We start from the raw sequence: 16,264 nt of genomic DNA, 5'->3' as shown, positions 1-16,264 counted from the left end.
GGCTCAGTCGTTTTCGTGAGTCAGCTCAAGCACGCGGTCAACCAGTTTGTTGATTCCTGCCGCCGCTTCGCCGATGGATTGGGCGAGCATGTAGGCCGGGGTGCTGACCAGTTTGCGGGCCTTGTCTTCGACGATTTCGCTGACCGCGCATTCTTCATGTTCGGCGCCCATGGCGGTGATGGCGGCGGCGGTGTCGCTGTCGTTGCCGATGGTGCAGACCACGCCCGGGCCGTAGATCTTGGCGGCGATGGCCGGGGAGATGCAGATCAGCCCCACCGGTTTGCCCGCTTCGGCAAAGGCTTCGGCCAGGGCCAGGACATCGGGCTGCACCGTGCAACCGGCGCCTTGGGTAGCGAAGTTGGACAGGTTTTTCGCCGAGCCAAAACCGCCGGGCACGATCAACGCATCGAAGTCCTCGACCCGCGCCTCGCGCACGTCCTTGACCTGGCCGCGGGCGATGCGCGCCGATTCCACCAGCACATTGCGCGACTCCGGCATTTCCTGGCCGGTCAGGTGGTTGATGACGTGCAACTGCGCAATGTCAGGGGCGAAGCACTGCACCTGCGCGCCGCGTTGGTCGAGGCGCAGCAGGGTAATCACGCTTTCGTGGATCTCGGCGCCGTCGTATACGCCACAACCGGAAAGGATCACTGCAACTTTTTTGCTCATGGGTTTTTCTCCAGGTTCATGGCGTCCAAATGTCCACTAATTTGCCGCCCGGTGCCATAGCTCAGACACCGGGTGTGTGGATTCGATCGATTGGATAGGGCGCGCGGTTACAGCGGCGGCGAGGACTCGCCGTTGGCGGCTTTTTCGGCCTGTTCGGCCCGGCAGATTTCCTTGGCCAGGCGCGCGTTCTTGACGCGGCGGCGCAGCCACAGCAACAGGCCCAGCAGGAGCAGGGCACCGAGCACCCACAATTCGTACTTCTTGATGCTGCCCAGCATGCCTTCGAGCACCGCGCCAAAGTGGTAGGCCGCCGCCGCCAGGGCCGTGGCCCAGATCGCGGCGCCGATGCCGTTGAGGATCAGGTAGCGCCCCGGTGGATAGCCGGACAGGCCAATGGCCACGGGCATCACCGTGCGCAGGCCATAGACGAAGCGAAAACTCAGCACCCAGATATCCGGGTGTTTGCGGATGTGCTCCAGCGCGCGATCGCCCATCAGTTGCCAGCGCGGTTTGCGCGCAAGCAATTTGCGCCCGTGCTTGCGGCCCAGGAAGTACCACAGCTGATCGCCGGCATAGCTGCCGCAGAACGCCACCACCACCACCAGGTTGATATCCATGTATCCGCGGAACGCAAGGAAGCCGGCGAGCACCAGAATGGTTTCACCTTCAAAGAACGTGCCGAGAAAAAGGGCGAAGTAGCCGAAATCCTGAAGAAATTGTTGGAGCATTGTCTGGATGCTGGCGAAATGAACGCGCAGCCTACGCCTTCGGGCAGTGTGAGGAAAGTATCGAAATGTGTCTCGACGTGAACATTTCCTACAAAGACAATGACTGCGGCGACCGGTCGCACGGCTGAGCGCGACTGTCATCTGTTCGTCATAATGGCCGCTTATAACTGTCACGCTCGCCCGCCAGCGCGGGCTCAGGAGTCTGCCGTGAGCTTCACCCCCGCCACTCGTGTGTTCCCCGCCACCCGCCTGCGGCGCAACCGTCGCGACGACTTTTCCCGCCGCCTGGTGCGCGAAAACCTACTGACGGTGGACGACCTGATCCTGCCGGTGTTTGTCCTCGACGGGCACAATCGCCGCGAAACCGTGGCCTCGATGCCGGGTGTGGAGCGCTTGAGCATCGACCTGCTGCTCGAAGAAGCCGCCCAGTGGGTGGAACTGGGCATACCGGCGCTGGCGCTGTTCCCGGTCACGCCCAGCGCGCTCAAGTCTCTGGACGCCGCTGAAGCCTGGAACCCCGACGGCATCGCCCAACGCGCTACCCGCGCCTTGCGCGCACGCTTTCCGCAGTTGGGGGTGATTACCGATGTGGCGCTGGACCCGTTCACCACCCACGGCCAGGACGGCATCCTCGACGACAGCGGCTACGTGCAGAACGACACCACGGTGGCCGCGCTGGTGCGCCAGGCGTTGTCCCATGCCGAGGCGGGCGCCCAGGTGGTGGCCCCGTCGGACATGATGGACGGTCGCGTGCAAGGTATTCGCGAAGCCCTTGAGCTGGCCGGCTACGTCAACGTGCGGATCATGGCCTACTCGGCCAAGTACGCCAGTGCCTACTACGGGCCGTTCCGCGATGCGGTGGGCTCGGCGCTGAACCTGGGCCAGGCGAACAAGGCCTCCTACCAGATGGACCCGGCCAACGGTAATGAAGCCCTGCACGAGGTGGCTGCGGACTTGTCAGAAGGCGCGGATATGGTCATGGTCAAGCCTGGCATGCCCTACCTCGACATCCTTTACCGGGTCAAAGAAGAATTTAAAGTGCCGACCTTTGTCTATCAGGTCAGCGGTGAATACGCCATGCACATGGCGGCCATCCAGAATGGCTGGTTGAGCGAGGGGGTTATTCTCGAATCCCTGACCGCTTTTAAACGGGCAGGCGCTGATGGCATCCTGACTTACTTTGCCGTTCGTGCTGCTCAATTGTTACGAGAGCCAAAATAGCCCTCCCAGGAACACGTCATGAATACCGAAGGACTGACTGAAGTGGCAGTAAAAGACGCTCAACCGGTGGTCGAACAGATCGTCGAAACCCCGCCGGAACTGGAGCAGGAGCTACCCGCGCCGGCCGTAGCCAGCGAGCCACAACCGGCGCCGCCGGCGATTGCGATCCCGAGCCTGGATGACAGCAGCCTGTACATCCACCGCGAGCTGTCGCAACTGCAATTCAACATCCGCGTGCTGGAACAGGCGCTGGATGAGTCCTACCCGTTGCTGGAGCGGCTCAAGTTCCTGCTGATTTTCTCCAGCAACCTGGATGAGTTCTTTGAGATCCGCGTGGCGGGCCTGAAGAAGCAGATCACCTTCGCCCGCGAACAGGCCGGCGCCGACGGCTTGCAGCCGCACCAGGCCCTGGCGCGCATCAGCGAGTTGGTGCACGGCCACGTTGACCGCCAATACGCGATCCTCAACGACATCCTGCTGCCGGAGCTGGAAAAGCACCAAGTGCGCTTCATCCGCCGCCGCCACTGGACTACCAAGATCAAAACCTGGGTGCGCCGCTACTTTCGCGACGAGATCGCGCCGATCATCACCCCCATCGGCCTGGACCCGACGCACCCGTTCCCGCTGCTGGTCAACAAGAGCCTGAACTTCATCGTCGAGCTTGAAGGCATCGACGCCTTTGGCCGCGATTCGGGCCTGGCGATCATCCCGGCGCCGCGCCTGTTGCCGCGCCTTATCAAGGTGCCGGAAGAGGTTGGCGGCGCGGGCGACAACTACGTGTTCCTGTCGTCGATGATCCACGCCCACGCCGATGACCTGTTCCAGGGCATGAAGGTCAAGGGTTGCTACCAGTTCCGCCTGACCCGTAACGCCGACCTGGCGGTCGATACCGAAGATGTCGAAGACCTGGCCCGCGCCCTGCGCGGTGAACTGTTCTCGCGCCGCTACGGCGACGCGGTGCGCCTGGAAGTGGCCGACACCTGCCCTAAACACCTGTCCGACTACCTGCTCAAGCAGTTCAACCTGCACGAGACCGAGCTGTACCAGGTCAACGGCCCGGTGAACCTGACGCGCCTGTTCAGCATCACGGGCCTGGAGAGCCAGCGCGAACTGCAATACATGCCGTTCACCCCGCAAATCCCCAAGCTTTTGCAAAACAGCGAGAACATCTTCAGCGTCGTCAGCAAGCAAGACATTTTGCTGCTGCACCCGTTCGAGTCCTTCACCCCGGTGGTCGACCTGCTGCGCCAGGCCGCCAAGGACCCGCATGTGCTGGCCGTGCGCCAGACCCTGTACCGCAGCGGTGCCAACTCGGAAATCGTCGATGCCCTGGTGGACGCCGCGCGTAACGGCAAGGAAGTCACCGCGGTGATCGAATTGCGTGCGCGTTTCGACGAAGAGTCCAACCTGCAACTGGCCAGCCGCCTGCAAGCGGCCGGCGCGGTGGTGATCTACGGCGTGGTCGGCTTCAAGACCCACGCCAAGATGATGCTGATCCTACGCCGTGAAGCGGGCGAGATCGTGCGCTACGCCCACTTGGGCACCGGCAACTACCACGCCGGTAACGCCAAGCTCTACACCGACTACAGCCTGCTGACCTCCGACGACGCCTTGTGCGAAGACGTGGGCAAACTGTTCAGCCAGTTGATCGGCATGGGCAAAACCCTGCGCATGAAAAAGCTGTTGCATGCGCCGTTCACCCTCAAGAAGGGCATGCTCGACATGATTGCCCGCGAAACCCAGTTCGCCCTCGACGGCAAACCGGCCCACATCATCGCCAAGTTCAACTCGCTGACCGATCCGAAGATCATCCGTGCGCTGTACAAGGCCAGCCAGTCGGGCGTGCGCATCGACCTGGTGGTACGCGGCATGTGCTGCCTGCGCCCAGGGATTGCCGGGGTCTCGCATAACATCCACGTACGCTCGATCATCGGCCGCTTCCTGGAGCACACGCGAGTGTTCTACTTCCTCAACGGCGGCGAAGAGCAGATGTTCCTCTCCAGCGCCGACTGGATGGAGCGCAACCTCGATAAGCGCGTGGAGACTTGCTTCCCGGTGGAAGGCAAGAAGCTGATCCTGCGGGTCAAGAAGGAGCTGGAAAGCTACCTCACCGACAACACCCACAGCTGGAGCCTGCAATCGGACGGGCGCTACATCCGCAACACGCCCACCGGCAACCAGAACCCGCGCAGCGCCCAGGCGACCTTGCTGGAGCGCCTGAGCAACCCGGTGTTGAGCGTTCGCTGAACAAAAAAGGGGCCTGAAAAGGCCCCTTCTTCGTTGCTGCACCCGGGGCTCAATGCACGTTGAGCACAATCCCGACGCGGGTCAGCCATTCGGCCTCAAGGGCGAAGTCGGCTTGGGTCAATTGGTTTTCGTCCAGCCAGCCTGCGGGGAAGGACACTTCCAGGCTATCGCCCTGGGCATGCAGCGCCACCTGGGGCATGGCCTGGGTGCCGCGGATGTGATGGAACAGAATCGCAAAGCGCAGCAGCACGCACAGGCGGATCAGCTTGATGCCTTCGTCGCCGAACTCGGCGAATTTGTCCTTGGGGATGTTGCGGCGGTGGCCGCGCGCCAGCAGGGCGAGCATTTGCTGGTCTTCGCGGGAGAAGCCGGCCAGGTCCGAGTGCTCGATCAGGTAGGCGCCGTGCTTGTGGTAGTGGTAGTGGGCGATATCTAGCCCCACTTCATGCACTTTCGCCGCCCAGCCCAGGAGTTCGCGCCAGATACCGTCCGCCAGGTCCCAGTCCGCCGCCACTTGGTCGAAGGCATGCAGGGCCTTGCGCTCGACCCGCGCCGCTTGTTCCAGATCGACGTGGTAGCGCTCCATCAATGAGCCGAGGGTGCGTTCGCGCACGTCTTCGTGGTGGTGGCGGCCCAGCAGGTCGTACAGCACGCCTTCGCGCAGCGCGCCATCGCAGTGGTCCATGCGTTGCAGCTCGAGGGCATCGAAGATCGCTTCGAGAATCGCCAGGCCCGCCGGGAAAATGGTGCGCCGGTCGGGCTTGATGCCTTCGAAGTCGATTTTTTCCGCGTCGCCCAGTTTGAACAGCTTGCGCTTGAGCCACGCCAGGCCTTCGGCGTTGACTTCGCCGGTGCCGTGGCCGCCGGCCTTGAGCGCCAGGCCAATGGCGCGAATGGTGCCCGAGGAGCCGATGGCTTCATCCCAGGTCAGGCGATGCAAGGCATGCTCGATGCTCATGATTTCCAGGCGCGCGGCGGTGTAGGCCTGGGCGTAGCGCGCCGGGGTGATCTTGCCGTCCTTGAAATAGCGCTGGGTGTAGCTGACGCAGCCCATTTGCAGGCTCTCGCGCAGCAGCGGCTCGAAGCGTTGGCCGATGATGAACTCGGTGCTGCCGCCGCCGATGTCCGCCACCAGGCGTTTGCCCGGGGTGTCGGCCAGGGTATGGGAGACCCCGAGGTAGATCAGGCGCGCTTCTTCACGGCCGGAGATGACTTCCACCGGGTGGCCGAGGATCTCTTCGGCGCGGCGGATGAATTCGCCACGGTTGCGCGCCTCGCGCAGGGCGTTGGTGCCCACGATGCGCACCGCGCCCAGGGGCATGCCGTTTATCAATTGGGCAAAGCGCTTGAGGCAGTCGAGCCCGCGCTGCATGGATTCTTCGTTGAGGCGACGTTCGTCGTCGATGCCGGCGGCCAGTTGGACCTTCTCGCCGAGTCGCTCCAGGATGCGGATTTCACCGTTCTGGGCCTTGGCCACGACCATATGAAAGCTGTTGGAGCCCAGGTCGATAGCGGCGATCAGGGACAGATGCTTGGCTTTGGATTGCGGCATGGGTAGGGGGTCTCGGTCGAAAACTTCGCCATCGTGCCACGATCACAGGCTCGCGCCAACGCACAGTGTTGGCTGGCGTGATCTGGCTCAGGAAAAATCGACAACACGTGTAAGTAATTGGAGGTGCCGCCGTCGTCGCGGGCAAGCCCGCTCCTACAGGGAGAAGGCTGGGTACGGCTTACAGCATCCGCTCCAGCCCCACGCGGGTGCTGAACCAGGCGTTGAAGCGGCGCCACCAACTGCCCGGTTCGCGGGTCAGGGTGTGGCGCTGGCCGTGGTCTTCGGTGACCCACACCACGTCGCCGTTGTCGATTTTCGCTTCGTAGCTCAGGGCCGGGGCCATGCCTTGCAGGGCCAGGGTGCGCACGTGTTCGGCCAGTTCCGGGCTGTCCACCATGACCCCCACTTCGGTGTTCCACAGCACCGAGCGCGGGTCGAAGTTGAACGAGCCGATAAAGGCGTAGCGGCGGTCGAAGATCATCGCCTTGCTGTGCAGGCTCGAATCCGAGCCCTGGCGCGACGCGCCGCTGAACAGGCGCGGGCCGCTGCCGCCGGTGGCGCCGGGTTGGCGGCGCAGCTCGAACAGGCGCACGCCGTGCTCCAGCAGGGCCTTGCGGTAGGGCGTGTAGCCGCCGTGCACCGCCGGCACGTCGGTGGCTTCCAGGGAGTTGGTCAATAGGCTCACCGCGACCCCCGCATCGGCGCGCCCGGTGAGGTACAACAGCCCCGGTTGGCCTGGCACGAAGTAGGCGGAAATCAGGATCAACTCCTGGCTCACCCCTTGCAGCTGCGGCGCCATCTGCGTGGTCAGCAGCAGCTGCGGGTCGGGCTCGCCTCGGGCCAGGACTTTGCTCGGCGCATCCCACAGCGCCTGGTTCCAGGCCCAAATCAATTCCTTGCGCCAGAGGTCCAGGCGCGGCTCGGTGCGATAGCTCATCAGTTGCTGGAACAGCGCGTGGTTCTCGCGCCGGTTCTGCTCCAGGGAGGCTTCGAGCTGCGCGCGGGTCTTGGCCAGGTCCTTGGCCGAAGGCTGCGAGAGGAACTCATCGATGGGTTTGCTCAGGGCGCTGTTCCAGTACTGGTCGAAGCTGTGGCCCAACTGCTCGGCCACCGGCCCGACGCTGAGCATGTCGATGTCGGTGAAGTTCAGGTTGGGTTCGGCGTCGAAGTATTCGTCGCCCAGGTTGCGCCCGCCGACAATCGCCGCCGCGTTGTCGGCCAGCCACAGCTTGTTGTGCATGCGCCGGTGTTGCAGCGACAGGTTGAACAGCCGCCCCATGGCCCGCGTGACGCCGGTGCTGCGCCCCAGGTGCAGCGGGTTGAAGAGGCGGATCTGGATCTGTGGGTGGGCGGCGAGGGTGGCGATGATCTGGTCCAGGCCATCGCTGGTGGTGTCGTCCAGCAGGATGCGCACGCGCACGCCACGGTCGGCGGCCTTGAGCAACTCTTCGACGAGCATCCGCGTACTGATGCCGTCGTGCACGATGTAGTACTGCAAATCCAGGCTGCTTTGGGCGTTGCGGATCAGCTCGGCGCGGGCCATGAACGCCTCGCTGCTGTTGGACAGCAAGCGAAACCCCGAGCGGCCCTGGTGCGGCGCGGCCTGGGCCTGGATCGAGCGGCCGAACGCCGAGCCCTGGGCGGGCAGGGCCTGGCTCGGTTCGCGCGGCACGTCGAGGCTGGCGCAACCGCTGGTGGCCAACAGCAGGAAAAAGGGCAGGGCCTGGGTGAGTTTCAAGGAGTGGCCTCTGAGCGCGGCGTGGAATGTTGTTTTTCGACGCCAGCCAGCGGTTAAAAGTCCGTGGTGCCTTGGGTTTCGGCCAACAACCGGGCCGCCGCCGCGCCGACTTTGCGCACCGCTTCTTCAATCTCTGCCGTCGGCTTGGCAGCGTAGTTCATCCGCAGACAATTGCGGTACTTGCCCGAGGCCGAAAAAATGCTGCCCACGGCGATCTGCACGCCTTGCTCCAGTAGCACGCGGTTGAGCTTGAGGGCGTCGAAGTTGTCCGGCAGCTCAACCCACAGCATGAAGCTGCCCTGAGGGCGGCTGGCGCGGGTGCCAGCGGGGAAATAGCGGCTGACCCAGTCGAGCATCTGGTCGCGGTTGCGCTGGTACTGCGTGCGCATGCGCCGCAAATGGGGCTCGAAATGCCCGCCCTTGAGGAATTCGGCAATGGCGATCTGCGGCTGCGGCGCGGTGGAGCCGGTGCTGATGTATTTCATGTGCAGCACCCGCTCCAGGTAACGCCCGGGTGCTACCCAGCCAATGCGCAACCCGGGGGCGAGGGTCTTGGAAAACGAACTGCACAGCAACACGCGGCCGTCTTCGTCGAAGGATTTGATGGTGCGCGGGCGCGGGTAGGTGTAGGCCAATTCGCCATACACATCGTCTTCGATGATCGCCACGTCAAAGCGTTGCGCCAGGGTCAGCAGGGCGCGTTTGCGCGACTCGGGCATGATGTAGCCCAGCGGGTTATTGCAGTTGGGGGTCAACTGTATGGCCTTGACCGGCCACTGCTCCAGGGCCAGCTCCAAGGCTTCGAGGCTGATACCGGTGAGCGGGTCGGTGGGGATCTCCAGGGCCTTCATGCCCAAGCCCTTGAGGGTTTGCATGGCGCCGTGAAAGCTCGGCGAGTCGACGGCGACGATATCCCCCGGCTCGCAGATGGCGCGAATGCTGGTGGACAGCGCCTCATGGCACCCGGTGGTGATGACCAGGTCCTGGGCGCCGAGCTGGCAGCCGGAGTCGAGCATCAGGCGCGCAATCTGCTCGCGCAGCTCCAGGGTGCCGCAGATGTTGTCGTAATACAGGCCGGGCATGTCCTGGCGCCGGCTGATGCGCGCCAGGCCCCGCAGCAGGGGTTGCAGGGTGGGTGTCATCACGTCCGGCATGCCCCGGCCCATCTGTATGACGTCCTTGCGCGGCACGGCGCGCACCAGTTCCAGCACCTGGTCCCACTGCGAAATATCCACCGGCCGCTGCGCCGGGCGGCCCACGGCGGGCAGCTCCGGTAGCTCGCGGCCCACCGGCACGAAATAGCCGGACTTGGGCTTGGGCGTGGCCAGGCCGCTGTCTTCGAGCATGCGATAGGCCTGCTGCACCGTGCTCAGGCTGACCCCGTGTTCCGCGCTCAGGGCCCGCACCGAGGGCAAGCGGTCGCCGGGGCGGTAGAAGCCCTGCTCGATGCGGGTGCCCAGCAGTTCGGCGAGATTCACATAGAGGGTCATGGCGGCTCCGGTGTGTCTGCTTCGGCGACCCGTACAGATCGGCCGAAAACGGGGGATTCAGTGGGCAAAGCGGGAAAACTGTATGGAGATAATAGGCGGCGGTTGAATCTGTATCGATTTTCGCCGCCCGCGCATCATGAAAGCTCTCGCTACCCAAGTAAACAGGAGCAATCACCATGAATGGTTTAAGCGATGTGCGGCTGGCGCTACACAGTCAGGAGCTGGCGGCAGCACGGAACACCGGCGCGCGTGCCGGCGCACTGCGCAACGCGCCGCTCGGCCTCAGCCGCTGGGGGCTGTTGTGGCATCGCCTGAACACCCGCAAGGCCCTGCTGGAACTGAGCGCCGAACAACTGCGCGACGTCGGCCTGAGCCGCGAACAGGCGCGTGAGGAAGGGTTGAAACCGTTTTGGCGGGTGTGATTTCAATCCTGAACCCTGTGGGAGCGGGCCTTGCCCGCGATGGCGCCGCCGAGGTGCCTGAGCCCCCGAGCGTGGGATCGCCACCCCACAGGCTCAGCCGTCCATCAAAACCGCTCTTTAAGCCGGTGCCACAACATGCCCAGCGCCAGCAGCGGCGAGCGCAAGTGTTTGCCGCCGGGGAAGGTCATGTGGGGCACCTTGGCGAACAGGTCGAAACCGCCGCCCTGCTGGCCGCTGATGGCTTCGCCCAGGAGCTTGCCGGCCAGGTGTGTGGCGTTGAGGCCGTGGCCGGAATAGGCCTGGGCGTAATACACATTGGGTTGCTCGGCGAGGCGGCCGATCTGCGGCAGGCGATTGGCGCCGATGCCGATCATGCCGCCCCACTGGTAGTCGATCTTCACCCCGGCCAGGTGGGGGAACACTTCAAGCATTTTCGGCCGCATGTAGGCGCCGATGTCCTGCGGGTCGCGGCCCGAATAGTGGCAGGCACCGCCGAACAGCAGGCGCCGGTCGGCCGAGAGGCGGTAGTAGTCCAGCGCCACCCGTTGATCGCACACCGCCATGTTTTGCGGCAGCAAGGCGTGGGCCTGTTCCGCGCTCAAGGGCTCGGTGGCGATGATGTAGCTGCCGGCTGCTAGCACTTTGCCGCTTAGGTGCGGGTTGAGGTCGTTGAGGTAGGCGTTGCAGCCCAGCACCAGGGTGTTGGCGCGCACCGTGCCTTGGGCAGTGTGCACGCGCACCTGCGGGCCGTAATCGATGCGGGTGACCGCCGATTGCTCGAACAGCCGCACCCCCAGTTGTTGCGCCACCATTGCTTCGCCCAGCGCCAGGTTGAGCGGGTGCAAGTGCCCCGAACCCATGTCGATCAAGCCGCCGACGTAGCGTTCGGAGCCCACCACGCTGTGCATCTCGTTGGCCTGCAACAGCCGCGTTTCGTGGCGATAGCCCAGGCTGCGCAGTTCGGCGGCGTCTTCGGCGAAGCCTTCCAGGTCGCCGGGTTTGTTGGCCAGGTCGCAGTAGCCCCAGGTCAGGTCGCAGTCGATCTGGAAGCGCTCCACCCGCTGGCGCACGATTTCCACGGCCTCCAGGCCCATGAGTTTCATTTGGCGCACGCCGTCGTTGCCGATCACGTTGGCGAACTGGTCGAGGCCATGCCCCACGCCGCGGATCAACTGCCCGCCATTGCGCCCGCTGGCGCCCCAGCCGATCTTGCGCGCCTCCAGCAGCACCACGCTGAACCCGCGCTGCGCCAGCTCGATGGCGGTGTTGAGCCCGGAGAACCCACCGCCAACCACGCACACGTCCGCCACCTGCTCGCCCGCGAGCGCCGGGTGGTCGGGCTGGGGCAGGCTGCTGGCGGCGTAATAAGAAGCGGTGTGTTGGGCGGGAACAGGTGAGTGTGCACGGGCATTCATGTGCGTAATCCTGATTATTGTGTTTAAAAAATTTTACGGAGCATAAGCCGGACCTTTCGCGGGCGGCAACACTGGTCGGCCCGCGCTGTCTGCGCCGGGGGTTTTAAGGCAAAATCCGGGCCTTCTCGTTTTTCAGGTCGCGCTTGCATGAGCTGCAACAGTCAGAAAGTCCGCCACCTGCGCCAGCAGATTCCCTCGTTCGAGTGCGTCCCCGGTTGCCACGACTGCTGTGGGCCGGTGACCACCTCGCCGGAGGAAATGGCGCGCCTGCCGCGCAAGACCGCCGCCGAGCAGGACGCGGCCATGGACGAGCTCAACTGCGTACACCTGGGCCCCCACGGTTGCACGGTGTACGACGAACGCCCGCTGATCTGCCGCTTGTTTGGCACCACCGCCACCCTGCCATGCCCCAACGGCCGCCGCCCGGTGGAACTGATCCACCCGCGGGTTGAAAAGCAGATCCACGAGTACATGGCCAGTACGCGGCAGGTGTTGGTTTAGCGCGGTGTTGGTGGGTTGACGGTATCCATCTATCGGCTGTACCGGCGCCATCGCGGGCAGGGCCCGCTCCTACAGTTGAGCTGTGGTGTGGGGTGGGATTTTCACTTTTCCTCTGTGGTCGCGGGCGAGCTCGGCTCAATCGGCAATCGGTAGGCTCAGGCTCTCTTTGACTTCTTCCATCACGATGTAGCTCTTGGATTCGCGCACGTGGGGCAGCTTGAGGAGGATGTCGCCCAGCAGCTTGCGGTACGAGGCCATCTCGGAAATCCGCGCCTTGACCAGATAGTCGAAATCCCCCGACACCAGGTGGCACTCCAGTACATGGGGCAACTTCAGCACGGCGCGTCGGAATTCGTCGAAGGTATCGCCGGATTTGTAGTCGAGGCTGATCTCGACAAACACCAGCAGGCTGCCCTTCAGGTGCTGCGGGTTGAGCCGGGCGTTGTAGCCCATGATGATGCCTTCGCGCTCCAGGCGCCGGACCCGCTCGGTGCAGGGCGTTGTCGACAAACCGACCTTCTCTCCCAACTCGGTGAACGAGATGCGCCCGTCCGCTTGCAGGATGCGCAGGATGTTGCGGTCGATCTTGTCCAGCTCGCGCTTGGTCTGGGTGTTGGTACGCATAGGCGATGCGCCTCCGTGAAAAGGGTTTTTGCCGAGAATTCTCGCCAAATATAGGCGCTTATATAGTGAAAAGCACTGGCGGATCTTTCTTACACTGCCCGCAACTTTGCTCGAATAACAAACGTCAGCGGCTCGCCGCGATGAGGGATACGAAAATGCGCGTTCTGGTCTTGGGTAGCGGCGTCATCGGTACGGCCAGTGCCTACTATTTGGCGCGGGCCGGTTTTGAAGTGGTGGTCGTCGATCGCCAGCCCGCCGCTGCCATGGAAACCAGCTTCGCCAACGCCGGCCAGGTCTCGCCGGGCTATGCCTCGCCCTGGGCCGCGCCGGGCGTGCCGCTCAAGGCCATCAAGTGGCTGCTGCAACGCCACGCGCCGCTGGCCATCAAGGCCACCGCCGATATCGGCCAATACCTGTGGATGGCGCAGATGCTGCGCAACTGCACGGCCAACCGCTATGCGGTGAACAAAGAGCGCATGGTGCGCCTGTCCGAGTACAGCCGCGATTGCCTCGACGAATTACGCGCCGAAACCGGCATTGCTTATGAAGGCCGCAGCCTGGGCACGACCCAGTTGTTCCGCACCCAGGCCCAGCTCGACGGCGCGGCCAAGGATATTGCCGTGCTGCAAGAGTCCGGCGTGCCGTTCGAGCTGCTCGACCGTGAAGGCATCGCCCGCGTGGAGCCGGCCCTGGCCAGCGTTACCGATATCCTCGCCGGCGCCCTGCGCCTGCCCAACGATCAGACCGGCGACTGCCAGATCTTCACCACGCGCCTAGCGGAAATGGCTGTGAAGCTGGGGGTGGAATTCCGCTTTGGCCAGGACATCCAGAGCCTGGACCACGCGGGCGACCGCATCAACGGCGTGTGGATCGACGGCAAGCTGGAAACCGCCGACCGCTACGTGCTGGCCCTGGGCAGCTATTCGCCGCAACTGCTCAAGCCCCTGGGCATCAAGGCCCCGGTGTACCCACTCAAGGGTTACTCCCTGACCGTGCCGATCACCAACCCGGCGATGGCACCGACCTCGACCATCCTCGACGAAACCTACAAGGTCGCCATCACCCGTTTCGACAACCGCATCCGCGTGGGCGGCATGGCCGAGATCGCCGGTTTCGACCTGTCGCTCAACCCGCGCCGGCGCGAAACCCTGGAGATGATCGTCAACGACCTCTACCCCCAGGGCGGCGACCTGGCCCAAGCCAGTTTCTGGACCGGCCTGCGCCCCACCACCCCGGACGGCACGCCGATTGTGGGCGCCACACCGTTTCGCAACCTGTTCCTGAACACCGGACACGGTACACTCGGCTGGACCATGGCCTGTGGCTCTGGTCGCCTGTTGGCCGATCTGATGGCGAAGAAAACCCCGCAGATCAGCGCCGAAGGCCTCGATATTTCCCGTTACGGCAATCACCAGGAGGCGACACCCCATGTCAATCCAGCGCCAGCTCACCAATGAGCGCATGAGCCAGATCGTCGTTCACAACGGCACGGTGTACCTGGCCGGGCAAGTGGCCGACGACCTGGATAGCGGGATCGAGCAACAGACCCGTGAAGTGCTGGGCAACCTCGAGCGTTTGCTGGACCTGGCCGGGACCGACAAGAACCGCCTGTTGTCGGTGACCATCTACCTGAAGCACGTCGCCGATTTCGCCGGCATGAACGCGGTGTGGGACAAGTGGCTGCCTAAAGGCGTGGCACCTGCCCGGGCCACGGTGGAAGCCAACCTGTGCGAGCCGCGCATCCTGATCGAGTTGTCGGTCGTGGCCGCTTTGCCGTAACAACGATCCCTCTTGCGGTGCTGTCGCAGGCCCAGGCCTGCGGCTCGCACCGCTTTTTATTTCCCATGTCTGCCTAGAAGCCTGCCGCCATGCGCCCTGCCCGTGCCCTGATCGACCTCCAAGCCCTGCGTCACAACTACCAACTGGCCCGCGAAGTGACGGGCGCCAAGGCACTGGCCGTCATCAAGGCTGACGCCTATGGCCATGGTGCGGTGCGCTGCGCCCAAGCCTTGGTGGGCGAGGCGGACGGTTTCGCCGTGGCCTGCATCGAGGAAGCCCTGGAACTGCGGGCCGCGGGCATCCGTGCGCCGGTGCTGCTGCTGGAAGGTTTTTTCGAGGCTGACGAGTTGGCACTGATCGTCGAACACGACTTTTGGTGCGTGGTGCATTCACTGTGGCAACTGGAGGCGATTGAGCAGGCGTCGGTGGCCAAGCCGCTGAATATCTGGCTCAAGCTCGATTCCGGCATGCACCGCGTGGGCTTGCACCCCGACGACTACCAGAACGCTTACCAACGGCTGCTAGCTAGCGGCAAAGTGGCGAAAATCGTGCTGATGAGCCATTTCGCCCGCGCTGATGAACTGGACAGCGCCGCCAGTGCCCGGCAAGTCGAAGTGTTCGAGGCGGCCCGCCAGGGCCTGTCGGCGCAGATCAGCCTGCGCAACTCGCCGGCGGTGCTGGGCTGGCCGAACATCCCCAGCGACTGGGTGCGCCCGGGCATCATGCTGTACGGCGCCACGCCTTTCGAGCAGCAGCAGGCATTGGCCGCGCGCCTGCAACCGGTGATGAGCCTGGAATCGAAGGTGATTTGCGTGCGCGAACTGCCGGCCGGTGAGCCGGTGGGTTATGGCGCGCAGTTCATCGCGCCGCGGCCGATGCGCATCGGCGTGGTCGCCATGGGCTATGCCGATGGTTACCCGCGCCAGGCGCCGACCGGTACCCCGGTGCTGGTGGCCGGCCAGCGCAGCCAATTGCTGGGCCGGGTGTCGATGGACATGCTGTGCATCGACCTGACCGATGTACCCCAGGCGGGCCTCGGCTCACCGGTGGAGCTGTGGGGCAAGCACATCCTCGCCAGCGACGTCGCGGCCGCTGCCGGCACCATTCCCTACCAGATCTTCTGCAACCTGCGCCGCGTGCCAAGGCTCTATAGCGGTAGCTAGCGGTGAGTGGGCCGCGGCACTGCCGAACGGCCCGGGTGGATTGCGCCCCAAGTGTTGTAAATACTGAACGCTGTCGCCATGATACCGCTCATTATTCATACAACCTGAATCCTGGGAGGCTAATGCATTGGACGTCGGTGAACGACTGCAATCCATCCGTAAACTGAAAGGTCTTTCGCAGCGTGAGCTCGCCAAACGGGCGGGCGTCACCAATAGCACCATTTCGATGATCGAGAAAAACAGTGTCAGCCCCTCCATCAGCTCCTTGCGCAAGGTGCTGGGCGGCATTCCCATGTCCATGGTCGAGTTCTTCTCCGAAGAAATCCTGCAGGAGAAACCGACCCAGGTTGTTTATAAAGCCAACGAACTGATCGATATTTCCGATGGCGCCGTGACCATGAAGCTGGTGGGCAAGGCCCATCCGAGCCGTGCCATCGCGTTTCTCAGTGAGATTTACCCCCCGGGTGCCGATACGGGTGAAGAAATGCTCGTCCACGAAGGCGAGGAAACCGGGATTCTGCTCGAAGGACGGCTTGAACTGGTGGTGGGGCTTGAGACTTTTATCCTCGAAGCCGGCGACAGCTACTACTTTGAAAGCACCAAACCCCATCGTTTTCGCAACCCGTTCGATGCGCCGGCGCGACTAATCAGCGCAGCCACGCCCGCGAACTTCTAAGAAAAGAGGCGTCCTGCAAGGCTTGCAGAGGTGCCCGAA

General features: G+C 63.8%; 15 protein-coding genes. 8 read left to right on the top strand and 7 right to left on the bottom strand.

Translation table 11 applies throughout. The features are described 5' to 3' along the window. Positions 1 to 3: 3 nt before the first annotated feature. Together elbB and AC19YT_RS10610 are read right to left on the bottom strand one after the other, a co-directional pair. Entirely contained in the window at positions 4 to 669 is a 666-nt protein-coding gene (gene elbB, locus AC19YT_RS10615) for an isoprenoid biosynthesis glyoxalase ElbB (protein ID WP_095109262.1), read from the bottom strand. Positions 670 to 776: 107 nt separating this feature from the next. After that, positions 777 to 1,397: a DedA family protein gene (locus AC19YT_RS10610; protein ID WP_095109261.1), complete on the bottom strand. Its 621-nt coding sequence runs from the start codon at positions 1,395 to 1,397 to the stop codon at positions 777 to 779. A 207-nt stretch (positions 1,398 to 1,604) separates the two neighbouring features. Here AC19YT_RS10610 and hemB point away from each other — a divergent pair, with 207 nt between their 5' ends. Further along, the gene (hemB, locus tag AC19YT_RS10605; protein ID WP_095109260.1) at positions 1,605 to 2,618 is read left to right on the top strand and encodes a porphobilinogen synthase; all 1,014 of its coding nucleotides are present in this window, start codon (positions 1,605 to 1,607) and stop codon (positions 2,616 to 2,618) included. A gap of 18 nt (positions 2,619 to 2,636) precedes the next feature. After that, on the top strand, positions 2,637 to 4,865 hold the full coding sequence (gene ppk1 / locus AC19YT_RS10600; protein ID WP_095109259.1) for a polyphosphate kinase 1: 2,229 nt from the start codon (positions 2,637 to 2,639) through the stop codon (positions 4,863 to 4,865). Positions 4,866 to 4,914: 49 nt separating this feature from the next. On the opposite strand, the gene ppx is transcribed toward ppk1, so the two are convergent. The 3 genes from ppx to AC19YT_RS10585 all read right to left on the bottom strand — a co-directional run bounded on the left by ppx (position 4,915) and on the right by AC19YT_RS10585 (position 9,645). After that, positions 4,915 to 6,417, bottom strand: a complete 1,503-nt coding sequence (ppx, locus tag AC19YT_RS10595) for an exopolyphosphatase (RefSeq protein WP_500610208.1) — start codon at positions 6,415 to 6,417, stop codon at positions 4,915 to 4,917. A 178-nt stretch (positions 6,418 to 6,595) separates the two neighbouring features. Further along, complete coding sequence (locus tag AC19YT_RS10590) at positions 6,596 to 8,155, bottom strand: phospholipase D family protein (RefSeq protein ID WP_095109257.1); 1,560 nt, start codon at positions 8,153 to 8,155, stop codon at positions 6,596 to 6,598. Positions 8,156 to 8,208: 53 nt separating this feature from the next. Beyond that, complete coding sequence (locus AC19YT_RS10585; RefSeq protein WP_095109256.1) at positions 8,209 to 9,645, bottom strand: aminotransferase-like domain-containing protein; 1,437 nt, start codon at positions 9,643 to 9,645, stop codon at positions 8,209 to 8,211. Positions 9,646 to 9,821: 176 nt separating this feature from the next. Between AC19YT_RS10585 and AC19YT_RS10580 the strand changes: the two genes are divergently transcribed. Next, positions 9,822 to 10,067, top strand: coding sequence for a DUF1127 domain-containing protein (locus AC19YT_RS10580; RefSeq protein WP_500610207.1), 246 nt, complete (start codon positions 9,822 to 9,824; stop codon positions 10,065 to 10,067). A 104-nt stretch (positions 10,068 to 10,171) separates the two neighbouring features. On the opposite strand, the gene AC19YT_RS10575 is transcribed toward AC19YT_RS10580, so the two are convergent. Then, positions 10,172 to 11,482, bottom strand: a complete 1,311-nt coding sequence (locus AC19YT_RS10575) for an NAD(P)/FAD-dependent oxidoreductase (RefSeq protein ID WP_500610206.1) — start codon at positions 11,480 to 11,482, stop codon at positions 10,172 to 10,174. 147 nt (positions 11,483 to 11,629) lie between these two features. Between AC19YT_RS10575 and AC19YT_RS10570 the strand changes: the two genes are divergently transcribed. Further along, the gene (locus tag AC19YT_RS10570) at positions 11,630 to 11,983 is read left to right on the top strand and encodes a YkgJ family cysteine cluster protein (RefSeq protein WP_500610205.1); all 354 of its coding nucleotides are present in this window, start codon (positions 11,630 to 11,632) and stop codon (positions 11,981 to 11,983) included. Positions 11,984 to 12,118: 135 nt separating this feature from the next. On the opposite strand, the gene AC19YT_RS10565 is transcribed toward AC19YT_RS10570, so the two are convergent. After that, positions 12,119 to 12,607, bottom strand: a complete 489-nt coding sequence (locus AC19YT_RS10565; protein ID WP_095109252.1) for an Lrp/AsnC ligand binding domain-containing protein — start codon at positions 12,605 to 12,607, stop codon at positions 12,119 to 12,121. Between the two features lie 155 nt (positions 12,608 to 12,762). Here AC19YT_RS10565 and dadA point away from each other — a divergent pair, with 155 nt between their 5' ends. The 4 genes from dadA (at position 12,763) to AC19YT_RS10545 (ending at position 16,225) form a co-directional block, all read left to right on the top strand. Continuing rightward, on the top strand, positions 12,763 to 14,064 hold the full coding sequence (gene dadA / locus AC19YT_RS10560) for a D-amino acid dehydrogenase (RefSeq protein ID WP_095109251.1): 1,302 nt from the start codon (positions 12,763 to 12,765) through the stop codon (positions 14,062 to 14,064). Further along, complete coding sequence (locus AC19YT_RS10555) at positions 14,036 to 14,386, top strand: RidA family protein (RefSeq protein ID WP_095109250.1); 351 nt, start codon at positions 14,036 to 14,038, stop codon at positions 14,384 to 14,386. Before dadA ends, AC19YT_RS10555 begins: the two co-directional genes overlap by 29 nt. A gap of 89 nt (positions 14,387 to 14,475) precedes the next feature. Then, a complete protein-coding gene (gene alr, locus AC19YT_RS10550) occupies positions 14,476 to 15,549 on the top strand; it encodes an alanine racemase (RefSeq protein WP_500610204.1) in 1,074 nt (357 codons plus the stop codon). 127 nt (positions 15,550 to 15,676) lie between these two features. After that, on the top strand, positions 15,677 to 16,225 hold the full coding sequence (locus tag AC19YT_RS10545) for a cupin domain-containing protein (RefSeq protein WP_095109248.1): 549 nt from the start codon (positions 15,677 to 15,679) through the stop codon (positions 16,223 to 16,225). Positions 16,226 to 16,264 lie beyond the last annotated feature (39 nt).

The sequence above is a fragment of the Pseudomonas sp. MF08875 genome (assembly GCF_059862525.1).
Note: the sequence above shows the minus strand (reverse complement) of the source record. Positions and strands in the feature narration are given on the sequence as shown.

Bases quoted from the DNA above. Each gene is read 5' to 3' on its own strand.
- AC19YT_RS10580 (WP_500610207.1), top strand. From the start codon at position 9,822: ATGAATGGTTTAAGCGATGTGCGGCTGGCGCTACACAGTCAGGAGCTG.
- AC19YT_RS10565 (WP_095109252.1), bottom strand. From the start codon at position 12,607: ATGCGTACCAACACCCAGACCAAGCGCGAGCTGGACAAGATCGACCGC.
- AC19YT_RS10585 (WP_095109256.1), bottom strand. From the start codon at position 9,645: ATGACCCTCTATGTGAATCTCGCCGAACTGCTGGGCACCCGCATCGAG.
- AC19YT_RS10555 (WP_095109250.1), top strand. From the start codon at position 14,036: ATGTCAATCCAGCGCCAGCTCACCAATGAGCGCATGAGCCAGATCGTC.
- AC19YT_RS10575 (WP_500610206.1), bottom strand. From the start codon at position 11,482: ATGAATGCCCGTGCACACTCACCTGTTCCCGCCCAACACACCGCTTCT.
- AC19YT_RS10610 (WP_095109261.1), bottom strand. From the start codon at position 1,397: ATGCTCCAACAATTTCTTCAGGATTTCGGCTACTTCGCCCTTTTTCTC.
- AC19YT_RS10570 (WP_500610205.1), top strand. From the start codon at position 11,630: ATGAGCTGCAACAGTCAGAAAGTCCGCCACCTGCGCCAGCAGATTCCC.
- alr (WP_500610204.1), top strand. From the start codon at position 14,476: ATGCGCCCTGCCCGTGCCCTGATCGACCTCCAAGCCCTGCGTCACAAC.
- ppk1 (WP_095109259.1), top strand. From the start codon at position 2,637: ATGAATACCGAAGGACTGACTGAAGTGGCAGTAAAAGACGCTCAACCG.
- ppx (WP_500610208.1), bottom strand. From the start codon at position 6,417: ATGCCGCAATCCAAAGCCAAGCATCTGTCCCTGATCGCCGCTATCGAC.
- dadA (WP_095109251.1), top strand. From the start codon at position 12,763: ATGCGCGTTCTGGTCTTGGGTAGCGGCGTCATCGGTACGGCCAGTGCC.
- elbB (WP_095109262.1), bottom strand. From the start codon at position 669: ATGAGCAAAAAAGTTGCAGTGATCCTTTCCGGTTGTGGCGTATACGAC.